Here is an 18,118-nt window from a genome sequence, read left to right as displayed (position 1 = left end):
CCCATGTCCAATCGCGTCCCGCAGAGAATTCTCGTTGCTCCCAGCGGTTTCAAGGAAAGCCTGTGCGCAGAGTCGGTGGCGACCGCCATCGCTGCAGGTGTGCGACGCGTACTGCCCGGGGTGCGCGTCGACACCGCGCCGATCGCCGACGGCGGGGAAGGCACTGCACGCACTCTGGCCGCCGCGACGCGAGGACAACTGCACGACGCGGTGGTGACGGGACCCGTCGGACAGGCGGTGACCGCGCAGTGGGCAACCCTCGGTGGTTCGGCGACCGGCGTCGCCGTCGTCGAAATGGCTGCGGCCGCTGGGCTTTCACTCGTACCGGCCGACATGCGTGACCCGGGGGCGACGACGACGTACGGCGTCGGGCAGCTCATTGCGGCCGCACTCGACGCCGGGGCCGAGCAGATTCTCGTCGGCTGTGGGGATTCCGGGACGTGCGACGGTGGGGCCGGAGCACTGCAGGCGCTCGGTGCTCGGATTCTCGACGCCGAGGGGATCGAGATCGGCCTCGGAGGAAACGAACTGACCCGAGCCGTGTCGATCGACCGGAGCGGACTACATCCGAGGTTGGCCGACGTGGAAGTGGTGTTGGCCTGCAACCCGCACAACGTCCTGTGCGGTTCGGGCGGGGTGGCACGCGTGTTCGGGCCACAGAAGGGCGCGTCCACGACGCAGGTGGAACGCTTGTCCGAGGCCCTGGACAACTGGGCCGACGTCCTCGAACGCGACGGAGTCCACGACGGCGACATCCGGCACGGCCTCGGTACAGGAGCGTCGGGAGGGCTGGGCGCCGGTCTCGCAGCCGGTGTCGGGGCCGCCCTCCGGTCTCGATTCGACGCCCTTCTCGATTCGGGACTGTCCGGAATCGACCTCGACCGCCGAATTCGCAAGGCGGACCTGGTGATCACCGCCGAAGGGTCGATCGACTTCCAGACCCCGAAAGGCAAAGTCCCCGCCGAAGTGGCGCGGCGCTGCCAACGACTCGGCGTACCTCTCATCGCGCTGGCAGGATCGCTGGGACAGGGTGCGCCGGCTGTCCACGACGTCGGCATCGCAGCCATCGCATCGATCATCACGGTCCCCATGCCCCTGGCCGAAGCCGTAGCCAATGGCGAGTCCCTGCTCACCGATGCAGCGGAGCGAACGATGCGGATGATTCTCCTCGGCGGCGCCGTCTCCGCACGGTCCGGTGGCAAACGACGCAAGGGTGCCGCCTAGCCGCCGCGCACCCCCTTTGGGTGGGACCGAATGAACCGTTCGGTCACTCCAAGTGACCGAACGTCACGTTCGGTCCGGAAAATTGAGGCCAGCCCGGACACGACTGCGCCCCCTGACCAACGGTCAGGGGGCGCAGCGGTTGGAGGTTATGCCTGTGCGCGGGCGATGCCTCGTTCGATGGCTGCGATGATTTGTGGTCGCAGTTCGGCGGCGGGGACGATGTGGTCCACGGATCCGACTTGTTGTGCTCGCTGGATGTTGTGGATTGCTTCGAATTCCGCGGCGACTTCGCCGAGTTTGGCGTTACGGACGTCGGCCTTGGTCGAGGCCAGTTCGACGCGTAGGTGTGCGCGTTCGGCGTCGGTGTCGGCTGCGGTGAGCCGGGCTTCGAGTTCCTTCACCGCGTCGTCGGCTGCGGTGCGGGCGTTGACGTCGCGGGTGAAGACGACGGCTGCGGCGGGTGCACCACCGAGGACGGAGGCGAAGGAGCCTTCGACGGCGAGAACTTCCATGTTGTCGTTGAGTGCTCCGGAGAACACCACGAATGCGCCGCCGTGGTAGCGGGAGACGACGCAGAACACGATGGGTCCGTCGAAGTTGACGATGGCCCTTCCGATTTCGGCGCCGTATTCGAGCTGGATGTTGCGCAGCGACTCGGGTGAACCGTCGAAGCCGGACAGGTTGGCCAGCACCACGATCGGACGTGATCCGCTGGCGGCGTTGATGGCTCGTGCGGTCTTCTTCGACGAGCTCGGGAACAACGTGCCCGACGTCCACTGGTCCGGTCCGTCGGCGGGGAACCAGCCCTTACGGGGGATGGCCCGGGATTCGATGCCGATGACCGAGACGGGGATTCCGGCGAGGTGTGCATCGAAGACGACGGAGGTGTCGGCGTCGGCCATGTCGGCCCAGCGCTCGAGGACCGAGTGATCCTGGTCGACGACGGCGCGCATGACGGTGCGGATGTCGAACGGCTTCTTGCGGTCCGGGTTGGTTGCGCTGGAGAAGATGTCGCCGACGGTGGTGAAGTCGCTCGACGGGTGCACGTGCGGGTAGCTGCGCACGTCGCGGTCGGTCGGGTCGGCGGTGACGGCGCGGCGTGGGAAACGTTCGCCGGGCAGCGCGTATGCGTGGTCGTAGTGCGCGAACAGAACTTCCACGGCGGCACGCAGGTTCGGCGCCCAGTACTGGGCCTGGCCGTTCGGTCCCATGACGCGGTCGTAGCCACCGATGCCGAAGTTGTCTTCGGCGGAGACGCCACCGGAGTAGTCCAGGGACTGCTTGCCGGTGAGCACCATGGCACTGTCCGGGGTCATCACGAGGATGCCCTTGGTGTGGGCGAGCATGGTCGCTTCGGCGTTCCAGTACGGCTGGGCGCCGACGTTGATGCCTGCGACGATGATGTTGATCTCGCCGCCGCCCTGGGTGAACGTGATGATCCGTCGCAGGCCGCGCGAGACCCAGTCCATGTTCTCGGTTCCGGTGGCCATCGAGATGGTGGCGCCGGAGGACAGGGCGAACCATTCGACGGGTGCGCCGATCTTCTCGGCGAGGTCGATGGCGGCGACGATGCGGGAGCATTCTGCTTCGGCGACGGTGCCGAGCGCCTTGGTCGGGTCACCGAACAGGGCGACGCGGGTGATGCCTTCGGGGTAGCGCTCGCTCGGTGTGGTGACGACGCCGGCGATGATGCCCGCCTTGTTCTTTCCGTACGGACGGTCGACGGCGCCGAACGTGCCTGTTTCGTCGAAGTCGTATTCGGTGAACGTTCCGCCTGCTTCGGTCAGCAGAGGGATCAGCTCGTACGGGTACACGGTGCCGCGTGCCTGCGAGCGCTGAACCTTCTGGGTGTACTCGTCGATCGGGCGCAGCGGCTCGGTCGGCTTGTCGGTGACCTTGGCGACGATGCCTGCGCCGGAGCGGTAGGAGAAGCGGATCGCGACGTCGCGGGGGACGGAGTTGACGCCATCCTTGAGGCGCGCGATCAGCGTGATCTCTTCCAGGCCTGCGCCGATGGTCGACGGCGCGATGTGGCGTGCGATGGTCGCCAGGCGGTCCTCGGGTACGTCGAGCACGGGCCAGACGTAGAGGGTGACGCGGTTGGCGTCGAGGCGCTTCTTGCCGCGCTGTGCCTGGAATCGACGGATGCCGTCGAGGCATGCTGCGACGGTGCGCTCGATTTCGGGGACGGCGACGACTTCGCCGTTCTCGTCGAGTTGGGTGGTGACGCCGCGGATTTCGGCGAGAGCCATGAGGCGCTCGTCGGACGGGTTCTCTTTCGCCTTGAGCTGGAAGAGGTACGTCCCCGGCGTGGCAGGCAGACGCTTGCCGTCGAAGTTCTTCAGGCGCCACAGATCCAGTCGCTGCCCGGTGAGCGGGTGCATGTCGCGGATGACGATGTCCTCGGCGAGCGGTTCGGAGCCGTCGACGTTGGGTCGGCGGAACGTCACGTTGCGAACGTCGTCGCCGCAGACGGTGATGGTGATGCGACGCCATCCACGTGTGCGGGGATGCTCGGACAGCACGGCGTGAATGGTCGACGAGATCTCGTCGCCGTCGGCGGGAGCGTCGGGCCAGGAGAGGTAGAGGTCGACGGCGAGGTGCTCGGGGGTGGGGCCTGCGATGTCGTCGATGGCGTCGAGAGTCGCGCGCAGTTCCGCGAACGACGTTGCGGTGGAGACCAAGTGGAGACGCTCACCGGCGAGTTCGAAGTTGCCGGTGACGAAGTGCTTGCCTTCACGGTCGAACGCCTTGACGTCCTCGAGCGTGCGGATCTCGTAGAACTGCCTGGTGATGACCTCGAGCAGGGCGCCGGGGTTCTCGATACGGGATGCGAGGAGGTCGATCAGTGGTTCCGGCGTCGAGACCAATGCGTCGATACGTGCCGCGTAATCGTGGGCGTCGGGGTTCTCGGCGAGGTACTGCAGGCTGCCGCGAACTCCGTCGTAGACCTGGTCGCGTGCACGTGCGATCTGCGGGGCGTCGAACAACCGGAACCGCAGGTTGCGGGCGACGTCGCCGATGACCGGGTAGCGAGCCTGGGTGGCGACGATGAGTCGCTCGAGCACGTCGCCGATCGCGGATTCGCTGGCTTGCTGGGCAGCGGAGTCGGTCAACCAGTGGTCCAGCAGAGCAGCGACGACGGGAACCTGGTTCTCGATGCGTTGGAGTGCGAGGAAGACGCGGTAGACGGCCTCTTCGAGCTCGGGGCCGCGTTCCAGATCGCCTGCGTCGTAGTGTCGAAGTGCACGAGAGAGCTTGCTGCGGAACGCATCCGGCAGTCCTTGGACGTCGGCGTCGAGTGAGCCGAGGAACGAGTGGAAGTGCTCACGCGGGGAATGGACACGCTCGTCGGTGTTCTCCTCGTCCATCGTCGGACGATTACGGGAGAGCTCGCAGATGTCGGCGAAGGTGTTGAGCAGAACCAATTCTGCATCGACGACGCTGCGGTCGTCGCGTGGAACGTCGGCACGCAGGGTTTCGTACTCGGTCAGCAGGGTGCGCGCACGCGATGCGCTGACGTCGAATCCGGTGATCAGGGCGGACAGTTCCTCGAGTACGCCCAGCGCCTGGCAGCTCGCCGACGCACCGGATGCGAGGTCCGCCGTGCGGAATTCCACCCGTGCCGTCTGGCTGGCGGCCTTCTGCTCGCCTGCCTGGTCGACACGCAGCAACGCGGCGCCGGAGTCGACCTGGCCGTTGACCGAGGCGAGTACCTCGCGGACCTTGCCGGCGTAGGGGGAGCGGACCGCGGTTTCCATCTTCATGGATTCGAGTACGACGAGGGTCTGCCCTGCCTCCACGTCGTCACCCACGGCGACGGGGACTGCGACGACGACGGCAGGTGCGGGGGCGCGGACGAGGCCCGCCTCGTCCTGGCTGATCTGGTGGCTGATGCCGTCGACCTCGACGAGGAAGTGCGCGGCCTGCGCGACGGTCACGACGGAGTATCGGCGGCCACCGAGGACGAGTCGGCTCTCGTATGCGCCGAGGCGTTCGACATCGACCTGCAGGTCTCCGCTGTCACCGTCGACGCGGTAGCTGTGCGGTCCGGTCTGGCCGACGGTCAGCTTGTAGGCCTGACCCTGGTAGCTCAGTTCCACGGTACGGCCGACGGTGTGGCTGGCGCGGGGGCGTCCGCCGCGGGCTGAGGTGAGGAACGACGCACGTTCGTGTGCTTCCTCGGCGTCGTAGGCGTCGATGGCCGCGGCGATGATCGCGATGTCGGCTGTGGCCGTCGGGCCTGCGGGGGTGCCTGCGTCGGTGCGGTCGAGCCAGCCGGTGTCGGCGGAGGCGGTGATGACCTCTTCCTTGTCGAGCAGGCCGAGCAGGAACGACTTGGTGGTGGTACCGCCGTCGATGACGACGGTGGTCTCGCGCAGTGCGTTGCGCAGGCGGGCGAAGGCCTCGCTGCGATCGCGGCCCCAGGCGATGACCTTGGCGACCATGGAGTCGTAGTCCGGGGGAATGACGTCGCCCTGGGCGATACCGGTGTCGACGCGGATGCCGGTGCCGAGCGGGAACTTGAGCAGTTCGACGCTGCCCGGTGCCGGTGCGAAGCCGTTGTCGGCGTCCTCGGCGTTCAGGCGTGCCTCGACGGCGTGACCGAACTCGGCTGGGCAGTCTCCTTCGAGGCGGTGGCCGCCCGCGACGAGAATCTGCAGCTTCACCAGGTCGATTCCGGTGGTGTACTCGGTGATCGGGTGCTCGACCTGCAGTCGAGTGTTGACCTCGAGGAACGTGAAGATCTTCTGCTCGGGCTGGTACAGGTACTCGACCGTGCCTGCGCCTGCGTATTCGGCTGCGCGGACGAGTTCGGCGGACACGGACCGCAGGTGGTCGGACTGTTCCTTGGTCAGCAGCGGCGAGCTGGACTCTTCGATGACCTTCTGGTTGCGGCGCTGGATCGAGCAGTCGCGTACGCCCGGAGCCCAGACATTGCCGTGGTTGTCGGCGATGACCTGAACCTCGACGTGGCGGGCGTCGGTGACGAGACGTTCGATGAACACGACCGGGTCACCGAAGGAACGCTCGGCCTCGCCCTGGGTGCGCTCGAGTGCGAGTTCGAGTTCGTCCTCGTGGAAGACCTTGCGGATGCCGCGGCCACCACCACCGGAGCGGGCTTTGATGATCAGCGGGTAGCCGATCGCCTGGGCGTGACGACGAGCGTCGGCGCGGGTCTCGACGGGTCCGCCGGACCACGGTGCCACGGGGACGCCGACTTTCTCGGCGAGGAGCTTGGCTTCGACCTTGTCGCCGAGCAGGCGCATCGCGCTGGACGACGGACCGATGAAGGTGATGTTCAAGCGAGCGACGATGTCGGCGAACGCCGGGTCTTCGGCGACGAATCCCCATCCGACCCACACCGCGTCCGCGCCGGACTCGACGAGGGCGGCCTCGAGCACCTCGTAGTCGAGGTAGGCGGAACCGGACGCGGGCTTACTCAGGGTGACGGCCTCGTCGGCTTGGCGCACGAACATGGCCCGACGCTCTGCTTCGGTGTGCAGCGCGACCGTCCGGATGCCGTAGTCGTGCTCTGCGTTGAGTTCCTTGACGGCCCTGATCAGGCGTACTGCCGCCTCGCCTCTGTTGACTACTGCAATCCGCTTGAACAACGTGTCTCTCTTCGTCTCGGGTGAACTCGGTCTGTCTCACGTCGGGCACTACTTTTCGAGCCCGTCGGGTTCTATCAGATCTTCGGTCGGCGCCAGGGCCGATTCGGGGAATCTGCTTCGTCGTGGTCGGTCGAACGGTGCTGTTGGGTGGTCACACTGTGCCGATGTGTCCTTGCGGTGGCGACCACGCCCGATTCTCCGATCTCGACGGCTTGTACTCGTGGCCCGTCGATATCGGATGGGCCTGTCTGAATGTCGACTTATTCTAGCCGCTCACAGCACGTTTGCGATGTCAACTTCCGACTCGGTGGATGTGACAGATATCGCGTTGTTCAAACCTCAACCACCGCATGGCATTTCACGAGCTATTCGCGATTCCTCTATGAATTGTCACGGAAGACTTGACGGCATACTGGCGAGTAGCGTTGGCAGAGGCCGACTTTCACGTTGTGGAACGTTCCCGGTTACCGGCCGGTACATTACCAGCGGGTAGGGGTGTCGGTGGGTCCCGCCCGACACTTCGACGCGGGCTCGATCACCCTTGGTTGGCCTGTGAGTGCGGCCGACGTCGAACAACGCGCGTTGTGAAGTTGCACGATAGACCGGGCAACCGGTTCGGAGACCATGACCATTACCGTCCCGGAGACTATTCTGGCGGTTCAGTGCAAGCATCCGACCTGTTCCAGGATGGCCGTTTCGAAGAGTGCAGAGGTAGTGGCAGTGTCGACTTCATCGGTTCCGGGCCGCGGTCATACGGGCCTCGGTCACGCAGGCCTCGATGGTCAGAATGTGGAAGGCCGAGTGCTTCGGCTGCTGCAGTTCCTGCGGGAGATCGTCACGGCACGTACCGAGCCGACGCTGGATTACGAGGATCACCTGCGGGTTCAGTGGATCGACGGCGAGACCGGTGCGCTCCGGCTCGACAGGAACGCCAGGGCAGGTGGCGTGGTGTTCCGAGCGGGACGCGTCGACGTCTCCGAGCCACCCGAGCTGCCGGCTCTGCTGAAAGGGCTCGTCGACCCGGCGATGATCGGCGACAGCCGCTACCGCGCGCTCGACCTGGAGGAATCGAAGGACACCGAGGCGGGTTACAGCGACACCGATGCGGATTTCGACATCCGCCGGGCGTACGAGATTCGCCAGGAGTTCGCGTCGTATTCAGCCAAGTGGCGTGTCTGGGCGGAGAACGATCGCAAGGTCAGGCCCCAGGCGTCTCTCTACGAGTCGCTGCAGCTGATGATGCAGGAGGTCGCCTCGCGGCCGGAGTCGGTCGAAGTCGTCGTCGCATCCGGTCTGCTCGGTCTCGCCGCGACGGATTCGTCGGCCGCGATCCGCACTCACGTCCTGACGCAGTCGGCGACCATCGAGAGGGACGTACGCACCGGGGACCTGCTGGTCACGCTCGCCGCGCACGCTCAACCGCATCTGGAGGATTCCAGATTGCTCGCATCCCACCCTCGATTCGACGTCTCGGGGTCGGTCGAGCTGCAGCAGACGCTCGCGTCGTCGGTGTCGTCTCCTCTCGCACCGCCGGTTCGGGAGTATCTGGTGGACTGGGCTCGGCGCACTCTCGACGTCGACCTGGAGGTGCGGGCCGAGCTGGACCGCCCGGCGACGTTCGGGGTCTCGGACAAGCCGACCCTGACGCTGTCTCCGGCAGTGGTGATGCGCAAACGAGACTCCTACGCCCTGCTGGACTACTACGAGCAGATGATCGCCGAGCTCGGACGAGACGGCGCGACGGCACCTCTCGGTCTCGCTCAGCTGGTCGAGCCCATCGAGCCGGCGGATCGGTTGGCGTGGCTGGAGCGGTCGGGCGCGGCGGACCCCCGCGAGATCGCCGAGGACCCGATGTTCCCGCTACCGGCGAACGCGGAGCAATCCCAGATCGTGCATCGCCTCGGACGTGACAGTGGGGTCGTCGTGGAGGGCCCACCGGGAACCGGGAAGACGCACACGATTGCCAACCTGATGTCCTCGCTGCTCGCGCGGGGGCAGAGGGTTCTGGTCACTAGTGAGAAATCACAAGCATTGCGTGTGCTGCGGGACAAGCTTCCTCCTGATCTACAGGAGTTGTGCGTGTCCATCACCGACCTGTCGCGCGGCGGGTCCGAGGAACTCAGTCGCAGCGTGGCTCGCATCGCGGATCGAAAAGCGGCCTACAACGACATCGACGACGCCGAGAAGATCGATTCCCTCGTCGCACGTCGCGCCGAAGCTCTCGCCCGACGCGATGGGTTGTTGGATGCGGTCGCCGAGGTGAGGGCGGCGGAAACCGTTGTACACCCGTATATCTCGGATGGATTCGAGGGGACAGCTGCGACCGTCGTGCGCAAGGTGAGTTCGCTCGAGGGAGCCCACGAGTGGCTGCCGGGCCCCCTGTTCGGTGAGCGCCCACCACTGAGCGGGACCGAGGTCGATCGGCTGCGCCGCTTGATCGCGACCGCACGTGAGGGCAGGGATGTCAGGACTGGACAGGCTCTTCCCGCGCTCGAGACGATGCTGCCCAACTCGGCCGAGCTGAGAGCCCTGTGCGAGCGCGCGAGCGCGACGGCACCGACGACGTCCGATCAATCCGCTCAGCTGGTCGAATTCCTCGGTGGGGTCGATCCGGCGGCTGCGTTCGACATCCGCAGACTCTGCGAGGAGCTCGACGCTCGTGTCCGCGATGTCCAGGAGCTCGACGCCGTGTACCGGCAGTTGACCGATTCCGTTCTGTCCGGCGAAGCCGCTCATCTGTGGTCGAGAGTCAGCGGAACAGTGTCGACGGTCGACGTCGCGGCGCAGTCGGACCGTTTCGTCGGCGCGCACGACGTGCGCAGTTCGCTGACGTCGAACGCTGCGTTCCAAGCTCTCGAATCCTTCGCCGTGGCACTGGAATCGGGCTTGGAATGGAAGGGGAGATTCCGCAAGAGCGAGCAGCAGAAGGCCGTCGAGCAGCTGGGCATCGTGGCGGAGGTGGACGGGACGGCTGCTGCCTCGGCCGCGGCCGTGCGTCTCGTGGCCGAGCATGTCCGTGCTCTCGACATCGTTCGTACCGCGTCGGTTCTGTTGGCCGACTTGGGAATCGAGGTGTCCACGGACGGATCCCGGTCACGACAGGTCAACGATCTGCAACTCGTCGCCAGCAAGCTCGTTCGCGTGTCGGGTGTTCTCCATGCACGTGACGCCCTGGTCGAGCGTTTGTATGCAGTGTCTCCGTCTGCCCCGTGGATCCGAACCCTCGACGACGCGCAGAAGTTCGCGGGGTCCGCCGGTGCCATCGCGACTCGTATCGATGCGGACGTCGCTCGCGCCGAGTTGGAGCGGGTGCTGTACGGCGTTGCGGTCCAGATCGACAGTGGTCCGTCTCCGGAGGGTAACGCGCTGGTCGCCGCGATCAGCTCGGCCGACGCCGACGCGGTTGCCGCCGCGTGCGATTCCTACCTTCTCGCCTGCGCCGAGCAGAAGGATCAACTCGAACAGGATGCGTTGTCCGCGAGGCTTATCGCGACCGCACCAGCGTTGCACGAGCTCGTCGTGGAGACTGCGGCCGACCCTGAATGGGACGAGCTGAGTTGGCAGATGTCCAAGGCGTGGGCGTGGCGCCGGGCGCGTGAGTGGGTGTCCGCACAACACGACTCGGGCCTCGAACACCGTCTCGACGCCGAGCTGAACGCGGCCGAGGCGGACCTGTCCTTTCTCACCGCCAAGCTCGGTGCGGCCATGGCGTGGCGTGACTGCCTCGAACGGATGACGGCCGTGGAAGTTCGTGCCCTGCAGACCTATCGGGAGCACATTTCCGCGATCGGCTCGGGTGCGGGAAAGTACGCGGAGACCTATCGAAGTGCGGCTCGATCGGCCATGCGCGACGCACAGAGTGCCGTGCCGGCGTGGGTCATGCCTCTGCAACAGGTCCTCGCGTCGGTGCCGCCGGTCGCGGACAGCTTCGACGTTGTCATCGTCGACGAGGCCAGTCAGGCGGACATCAGCAGCCTGTTCCTGCTGTACCTGGCTCCGCGCGTCATCGTCGTCGGTGACGACCGTCAGTGCGCGCCGGCGGATGTTCCGCAGACCGGGACCCTGGAGGACGTCTTCACCAGGTTGGACGTCTATCTTCCCGATCTGCCGGAACACGTTCGCGCAACTCTGACGCCGCGATCGAGTCTGTTCTCGATGCTCCGGACGAGATTCGGCCAGGTCGTCAGGCTGCGGGAGCACTTCAGGTCGATGCCGGAGATCATCAACTGGTCCAGTCAGCAGTTCTACGGTGATTCCCCACTCGTCCCGGTGCGGCAGTTCGGGGCGGACAGGCTTCCACCGTTGCGGCACACGTACGTGCCGGATGCCACCGTCGTCGGCAAGGGCGCGACGCTGGTCAATCGCGTGGAAGCGTTGGCCATCGTCGGCCAGATCGTGAAGTGTCTCGCCGATCCCTTGTACCACGGCAAGACCTTCGGAGTCGTTGTACTGCAGGGGAGTTCGCAGGTCGACGAAATTCGCAACGAGCTCATCAAACGTATCGGCATCGACCAGTGGGAGGATCGCCGACTCCGTGTCGGCACGCCCCCGGACTTCCAGGGAGACGAGCGCAGTGTCGTGTTCCTGTCCATGGTCGTCTCGCCGAGCCAGCCGTTCGTCGCGTTGACGGCAAATCAGTACAAGCGTCGGTTCAACGTCGCGGCGTCGCGTGCGCAGGACCAACTGTGGCTGTTCCATTCGGTCACCGTGGACCGGCTCAAGCGCGCGGACCTGCGTAACAGTTTGCTCGGGTACATGACGTCGGTGTCGCCTGCATCGGTTGTTCCGATGCCGCTCGGAGTGGACGCCGAATCACGCCACACAGATTTCGCGTCGTTGTTCGAGCAGCGAATCTTCGTGGAACTTCGCGATCGGGGTTACCACGTGACTCCGGGAGTCGAGGTGAACAACCGTCGGATAGATCTTGTCGTCACCGGGCAGGCCTCGCGGCTGGCGGTCGAGTGCGACGGTGACACGGTCCTGGACAGTCCGGAGCGGCTACGGGCAGACCTCCAGCGCGAACAGGAACTGAAACGGTGCGGCTGGACGTTCTGGCGAGTGCGCGAGTCGGAGTACTACCTCGACCCCGAGGCCGCCATGAGCACCCTGTGGTCGACGCTCGCCGCCGGTGGTATCGAACCCGATTCGGTGCGCGCCGACCCGGACCCGATCCGGACGATGGAGTGGACACCGTTGGACCTCGAACCGCGCAAGGAGGACATCGTCACCGAGGTGGCGTTGCCCGGTCGGGCTCCACGGCCGGCGGACGAGAATTCGTCGTGGAACGGGTGGCTCGGGCGATCGCGGGAGGACGAGGACGTGGACGTGCCGGCGGAAGCCGTCACCGAGGTCTGGACGATGCCCGCGGATGTCCGCGCGAGTTCCCCCGCGGATGTCCGCGCAAGTTCCCCCGCGGATGTCCGCGCAAGTTCCCCCGCGGATGTCCGCGCGAGTTCCGAGGACGACGGCATCGTCGACGTGGAACTGCCGATCAACGGATTTCACGGTCGACGACGGTCGTAGCGGCAGGACCGGCGCGTCCGTGGCTGTGCGTTAGCGTGGAACACGACCTGTTTCCATTCGAGGGAGTGTTCATGTCCAGAGTTGCCATCTTCGGAGGCCACGGCAAGATCGCACTACGTCTGGCGCCGTTGCTCGTCGCACGGGGGCACGAGGTCGGAGCGATCATCCGTAATCCGGAACACGTGAACGACGTCGCGAATGCCGGTGCCACTCCGGTCGTCGCCGATATCGAGACTCTCGACGTCGAGAAGATCGCTGCGCTGATCGACGGTTTCGACGCAGTCGTCTGGTCGGCAGGCGCGGGCGGCGGAGACCCGAAGCGCACCTACGCCGTGGATCGCGATGCAGCCATTCGATCGATGGACGCGTCGGGCCGCGCGGGTGTGTCGCGATACGTCATGGTGTCGTACTTCGGTGCGGGGCCGGACCACGGCGTGGATCCGGACAATTCTTTCCACGCGTATGCGGACGCCAAAGCCGCAGCCGACGAATATCTGCGAACGACGTCGCTCGAGTGGACCATTCTCGGTCCGAGTGCCCTGACCCTGGAACCAGGTACCGGTTCCATCACGACGCGTGATGCCGGTGCGACGGGTGCGTCCGTGACCCGTGACGACGTCGCAGCAGCGATCGCAGCGGCATTGGACGACGAGTCCACCGTCGGCCGTTTCATCGAGTTCGACAACGGTGACACCCCCATCGCCGACGCGTTGCGTGGGTGACCGGACCGGGCGGCCGGTAGAGGCGCCGAACCGGCCACCGCTCGTGCGTCGGTTGACGGTGTCGTCCGTCGTTCTGTTGGTCGTGGTGCTGCTCTTCGGCGTTCCGTTGTGGACGCTGTTCTTCGCGGGTACGGATTGGCCGGCGGCCGTGTCGGTCGCGGGATGTGTCGGAATCCTTCTGGCTGGGATCACTCTGCCCACGGCGATGGTCCTGGGGCACGCGCGAGGGGACGACCGTGCGGCGCGAGTCGGCGACACGGTGCTCGGCGCTGTGTGGGTGCTGTTCGTGTGGAGTGTTCTGGGCAATCTCCTCGGCGCGGTGCTGGCTGTCGCCGGGATCGAGGATCCGTTCCGCTCCAGGCTCGTCGCGTGCGCGGTGGTCGTCGTCGTGGTCGCGCTGCTGGTGTGGGGGCACTACGAGGCGATGAAGGTGCCTCGCGTCGTCGAGAAGGACGTTCATCTCGAGCGACTCGGCGCGGACCTGGACGGGTTGCGAGTGGTGATGATCACCGACACCCACTACGGTCCGATCGACCGCGCCGGATGGTCGGCCAGGGTGGTGGAGAGAATCAATGAGCTCGACGCCGACGTCGCGTGTCACATCGGTGATCTGGCCGACGGGTCGGTCGCCGCGCGCCGGCATCAGGTGGAACCGTTACGGCACGTTCGTGCTCGGTACGGGCGGGTGTACGTCACGGGGAATCACGAGTACTTCGGCGAGGCTCAGGCCTGGCTCGATCACATGGGATCGCTCGGGTGGACAGCGCTGCACAACGAGCGCATCGAGATCGGTTCCGGGAGCAGCGCTCTGGTGATCGCGGGCGTCGACGATCGGACGGCGTCGGGCTCGGGGACGGACGGGCACGGCGCGGATCTGGATCGGGCCTTGGACGGGGCGGACCCGCAGGTGCCGGTCTTCCTGCTCGCCCACCAGCCCAAACAAGTCGACGACGCGGTCAGGCGCGGAGTGGATCTGCAGGTGTCCGGGCACACTCACGGTGGGCAGATCTGGCCTTTCCGGTACCTGGTTCGGCTGGATCAGCCCACCGTGCGAGGTCTCAGTGCGCACGGTGAGCGGACCCAGCTCTACACCTCGCCCGGTACGGGCTTCTGGGGTCCGCCGTTCCGGGTGTTCGCGCCGAGCGAGATCACCGTTCTCGTTCTCCGTGCTCGGACTGCGGGCTAGTCCGGCGCGCCGAGATTCAGCTCGTCGGGGTGGGCTCCGACGCGTGCGTTGTCGTCCAAGGTGGCGATCTCGCTGAGGTCCTCTGGCGTGAGCTCGAAGTCGAACACATCGATGTTCTGTGAAATCCGTTCGTCGTGAACGGATTTGGGGATCACGATCAGGCCGTTCTGCAGGTGCCAGCGAATCAACACCTGTGCTGCGGATTTACCGTGACGCTCGCCGATGGTCGTGATGACCGGGTCGGTGAGCAGGGTGTTGGGCTTGGATGCCTTGCCCCACCCGGAGTTGCTCGTTCCACCGAGCGGACTCCACGACTCGACAGCGATACCGTGCCGAGCGGCCGTGTCCTTGATCGCCTGCTGGGTGAGATGGGGGTGTAGCTCGACCTGATCGACAGCGGGCAGCAGGCCGCCGCGGTCGATCAGCAGCTGTAGGTGGCGAGGTTCGAAGTTGCACACTCCGACTGCTTTCGCCTTGCCGGATTCTGCGATCTTCTCGAGCGCTTCCCAGGTTCGAAGCAGTCGATCGTCGTTCTGCAGGGGCCAGTGGATCAGGTAGAGGTCGACGTAATCGAGGCCGAGTTTGCTCAGGCTGGTGTCGAAGGCTGCCAACGCGGGCTCGTAACCCTGATCGGCGTTCCACAGCTTGGTGGTGACGAAGATGTCCTCACGCGCGACGTCGGCCGACGAGATGCCTCGACCGACGGCTTCTTCGTTGCCGTACGCCGCGGCGGTGTCGATGTGGCGATAGCCGGCTTCGTCGAGCGCGTACCGGACAGCGTGCTCGGTCTCGCTGTCGGCTGCCTGCCAGACTCCCAGGCCGAGCTGGGGGATCGTGGTTCCGGAATTGAGGGTCAGGTTCGGAGTGCTCACGCGTTCAAGGCTAGCGCCGTCCACTGTCCACCATGCCCGCATTGCCGTGGCCGGTGCGAGCGCTGGCATCATCGTGGGTGTGACGGTTCGTTTGCTTGCCACTGACCTCGACGGGACTTTGTTGAATTCGGAGCGTTCTGTTTCGGCACGAACTGCAGCGGCGATGGCCGCCGCCCGGGCCGCCGGGATCGAGGTTGTCTGGGCGTCGGCCCGGGCCAGGCACTCCATCCACGAGTTGGCCCAGTCCTGCGGATTCACGGGCAAGGCGATCGGCGCCAACGGAGCTGTTGTTCTCGATCTCGCCGACGGCACGCCCGTCATCTCCGGGACGACGTCCATCGACGCGACTGCGGTCGCGACGGCGATGAAGAGGGTCCGTGACGTCGTGCCGGGGGTCGTCTTCGCGACGGTCGGTGCGACTCGATTCGTCGCCGAGCACGGATACGCCGCTCTGTGCGTGTTCGCCGACCATCATCGGCATCCCCACGAGATGGACGTCCGGTCGACGGTTCTGTCCGACGAGCCGACGGTCAAGATCGTTGCTCGTCACCCTGATGTTCCCAGCGTGGAGCTGTACCGAACGGTGTTGGCCGCAGAGGTCGACGGTGTCGAATTGACCCATTCCGGCGCACCGTACATCGAGATGTCGGCGACAGGGGTGTCCAAGGCCAGCGCGCTGGCGCGGTTGTGCGAGGAGTTGGGCATCGATCGGACCGCCGTCGCAGCCGTCGGTGACGCGTTCAACGACGTTCCGATGCTCGAATGGGCAGGAACCGCTCTGACCACCGAGAACGCGATGCTGGAGATCAAAGAGATCGCGGACAGAATCCTTCAGTCCAACGACGACGACGGGGTGGCTCGGTACCTGGAAGAGCTGACAGAAGACCGTGCAGGACATTCGACAGAAGGAGCCCCCTTATGACTTCCGGCAGCGGTGACTTGACTGTCGCCCAGTATCTTTCGTCGAACGGCATTCAGGTGACGCCGATCGGGCGCGACGCTGCGGCCGCGCTCGGGGTGGTGGCGCACACCCCGGCCGGGTGGGAGGCGGCACCTGCCGAGCAGTTCCCCGGCGCGACGGCCGTGCTCGTCGAGACTTCGCTCGTGGAGAACGGCTTCGCGCCGAACGCCGTGCTTCTTGTCGGAAAGCTTTCCACGGCGGTCGATTCCGGTCCGTTACTCGACTGCAGCTTCACCGATGCTCGACTGATGCCGGGGTGGTCCGAGGCATCGGCAAGCGCCGAAGACCTCGGACCGTGGCCGGCACGGTTCCTTGCTGGGTCGTTCACTGCGGAGCAACTGGAGTTGAGCGTCACGACGCGGTACGCCGTTCTCGGTGTCGACGAGCAGTATCTGGTGCAGTTGACGGTCACCATCCTGGCCGGCCAAGCCGAGAAACTCGCGTTCGACGTCGCCGCGATCAACGACGGACTGTTCGATTTGGGATAGCTCACCCGTTCTGCTCGGACCCGATCGGAGCGACGCACAGCCACCGCAGAGTTCACTACAGTCGGACACATGCCGAATCGCACCGGACGCGCACGGCACCTGACGCTGGTGCCGGACCTTCCGACCGAGCCGCGTCGGGAACTCGAGTTCGCACGAGCCGTACGCGACGTACCCGCAGCCGGGGCGTCGGGGATCGTGCAGTTGACGCTGCACGTCGAGCTTCTGTCATACGTCCCGACGGTGTGGCGACGCTTGAGACTTCGGTCGGACTTGTTACTTCCTGAACTGCATGCGCTGATCCAGGCCGCGATGGGCTGGCACGACGAGCACTATCGGCTGGACTCCGCGTCGGACACGTTCGTTCCCGCTGGCTTACGAGACGGAACCGACGCGGCGGGCGATCACGTGCGCGTGGACGCGGTACTGGCCCGCCCCGGCGATCGTGCTTACTACCGGTTCGACGAAGCGCGTGGCTTGTCGGTGCAGGTCATGGCGGTGGACACGGACATCGACGACCTACGGCCGACGTGCCTGGGCGCCGAGAACATCTGCCCCGGCCACGGGGCCGACGCGGATGCAGTATCCGGCAGATCCTCGGCGCCGACAGTGGACGAGATCAACACACGTCTTCGAGGGGCCAGAGAAGGTCGCTCGTCGGAGACCGAAAGCGCAGCTGCGTCGGCACTGGTTGCGAGACTGTTCAGTCGAAGCGGAGCCGTCCCGAAGCCTCGTTTGCTGGAACTACTGCCTCGATGCGAGCTGACCATCGAGAGTTCCGTCGACCTGCCGGTAGCTGACACCGCCATGACGAAAATGATGTGGCTGCTTCGGAAAGTCGGTGACGCCGGCATCGCACTGGCCGGCGGCAGATTGCCGCCCCGTGTAGTGGAAGCCGTCCGCGACGAGCTGGACTGGGGAATCGGCTGGGTAGGCGACAGTCTCTTCGAAGCCGACCACCACCAAGCAACGGACCTGAGGGAAGCCGCGAAGGCGCTGGGTCTCGTTCGCGTGTTCAAGGGGGAGCTCGTTCGAACCAGAGTCGGCACCGCATTGGTCGACGACCCGGTCGGGCTCTGGCACCACTGCGCAGCTCGGTTGCCTCTCGGAAAGCAACCTCATGAACAGGACGCCGGAACGCTCTTCCTGATCGCGCTCGCCGCCTCGGCTTCACCCGCCCAACGGGACGCGATGATCGTCGAAGTCACGGGTGCACTCGACTGGGTGACCGGAGACCACGGCGCATTCGAAGCGCAGAAGATCGCGCATCCGACCGTTGCATTTCTGGATCTGATCGGTGCACACGGGCCGTTGTTCTATCTCGGCGGAGGGGGAGCGGAGTCCCCGATCTGGGCTCGACGGTTCGCTCGGGACGCGCTTCGAACTAGCCGACGCCTCTGACCAGGCGATTTGGAGTTCGGCGAGTCGTCGCGTAACTTTTGTCGAGTCAGAGCGACACGGACACCGACTCCAGCCGAGAGGTTGGAGACAACGAGGTTGTACGGTAGCTTTTGATTGGTTTGTCCCCCA

9 protein-coding genes are annotated in these 18,118 nt (G+C 65.7%); 7 read left to right on the top strand and 2 right to left on the bottom strand.

The window, feature by feature from the left end; all coding sequences use genetic code 11:
- Window positions 1–3: 3 nt before the first annotated feature.
- Entirely contained in the window at window positions 4–1,224 is a 1,221-nt protein-coding gene (locus CH290_RS28820; protein ID WP_033188091.1) for a glycerate kinase family protein, read from the top strand.
- A gap of 146 nt (window positions 1,225–1,370) precedes the next feature.
- On the opposite strand, the gene CH290_RS28815 is transcribed toward CH290_RS28820, so the two are convergent.
- The gene (locus tag CH290_RS28815; protein WP_033188092.1) at window positions 1,371–6,839 is read right to left on the bottom strand and encodes an ATP-binding protein; all 5,469 of its coding nucleotides are present in this window, start codon (window positions 6,837–6,839) and stop codon (window positions 1,371–1,373) included.
- Window positions 6,840–7,640: 801 nt separating this feature from the next.
- Between CH290_RS28815 and CH290_RS28810 the strand changes: the two genes are divergently transcribed.
- From CH290_RS28810 to CH290_RS28800, 3 genes are all read left to right on the top strand, one after another.
- The gene (locus tag CH290_RS28810; protein ID WP_033188093.1) at window positions 7,641–12,362 is read left to right on the top strand and encodes a PDDEXK-like endonuclease domain-containing protein; all 4,722 of its coding nucleotides are present in this window, start codon (window positions 7,641–7,643) and stop codon (window positions 12,360–12,362) included.
- Between the two features lie 71 nt (window positions 12,363–12,433).
- Complete coding sequence (locus CH290_RS28805) at window positions 12,434–13,084, top strand: NAD(P)-dependent oxidoreductase (RefSeq protein ID WP_026347816.1); 651 nt, start codon at window positions 12,434–12,436, stop codon at window positions 13,082–13,084.
- Window positions 13,077–14,270: a metallophosphoesterase gene (locus tag CH290_RS28800; protein ID WP_019665278.1), complete on the top strand. Its 1,194-nt coding sequence runs from the start codon at window positions 13,077–13,079 to the stop codon at window positions 14,268–14,270. Before CH290_RS28805 ends, CH290_RS28800 begins: the two co-directional genes overlap by 8 nt.
- On the opposite strand, the gene CH290_RS28795 is transcribed toward CH290_RS28800, so the two are convergent.
- Window positions 14,267–15,142, bottom strand: coding sequence for an aldo/keto reductase (locus CH290_RS28795; protein WP_033188094.1), 876 nt, complete (start codon window positions 15,140–15,142; stop codon window positions 14,267–14,269). The genes CH290_RS28800 and CH290_RS28795 overlap by 4 nt on opposite strands.
- Window positions 15,143–15,188: 46 nt before the next feature.
- On the opposite strand from CH290_RS28795, the gene CH290_RS28790 reads away from it, so the two are divergent.
- The 3 genes from CH290_RS28790 to CH290_RS28780 all read left to right on the top strand — a co-directional run bounded on the left by CH290_RS28790 (window position 15,189) and on the right by CH290_RS28780 (window position 17,989).
- Window positions 15,189–16,064: a Cof-type HAD-IIB family hydrolase gene (locus tag CH290_RS28790; protein ID WP_033188095.1), complete on the top strand. Its 876-nt coding sequence runs from the start codon at window positions 15,189–15,191 to the stop codon at window positions 16,062–16,064.
- Window positions 16,061–16,591 carry an LpqN/LpqT family lipoprotein gene (locus CH290_RS28785; RefSeq protein ID WP_033188096.1) on the top strand — a complete coding sequence of 177 codons (531 nt, stop codon included), beginning with the start codon at window positions 16,061–16,063 and terminating at the stop codon, window positions 16,589–16,591. Before CH290_RS28790 ends, CH290_RS28785 begins: the two co-directional genes overlap by 4 nt.
- A gap of 69 nt (window positions 16,592–16,660) precedes the next feature.
- A complete protein-coding gene (locus tag CH290_RS28780; RefSeq protein ID WP_033188097.1) occupies window positions 16,661–17,989 on the top strand; it encodes an IS1096 element passenger TnpR family protein in 1,329 nt (442 codons plus the stop codon).
- Window positions 17,990–18,118: the final 129 nt, after the last annotated feature.

Source organism: Rhodococcus sp. 06-156-4 (assembly GCF_002259345.1).
In the GTDB taxonomy this organism is placed as follows: Bacteria; Actinomycetota; Actinomycetes; order Mycobacteriales; family Mycobacteriaceae; genus Rhodococcoides; species Rhodococcoides fascians_E.
The sequence above is the reverse complement of the archived record's forward strand: the minus strand, read 5'-3'. Positions and strand labels throughout refer to the sequence as shown.

Bases quoted from the DNA above. Each gene is read 5' to 3' on its own strand.
- CH290_RS28780 (WP_033188097.1), top strand. From the start codon at position 16,661: ATGCCGAATCGCACCGGACGCGCACGGCACCTGACGCTGGTGCCGGAC.
- CH290_RS28785 (WP_033188096.1), top strand. From the start codon at position 16,061: ATGACTTCCGGCAGCGGTGACTTGACTGTCGCCCAGTATCTTTCGTCG.
- CH290_RS28820 (WP_033188091.1), top strand. From the start codon at position 4: ATGTCCAATCGCGTCCCGCAGAGAATTCTCGTTGCTCCCAGCGGTTTC.
- CH290_RS28805 (WP_026347816.1), top strand. From the start codon at position 12,434: ATGTCCAGAGTTGCCATCTTCGGAGGCCACGGCAAGATCGCACTACGT.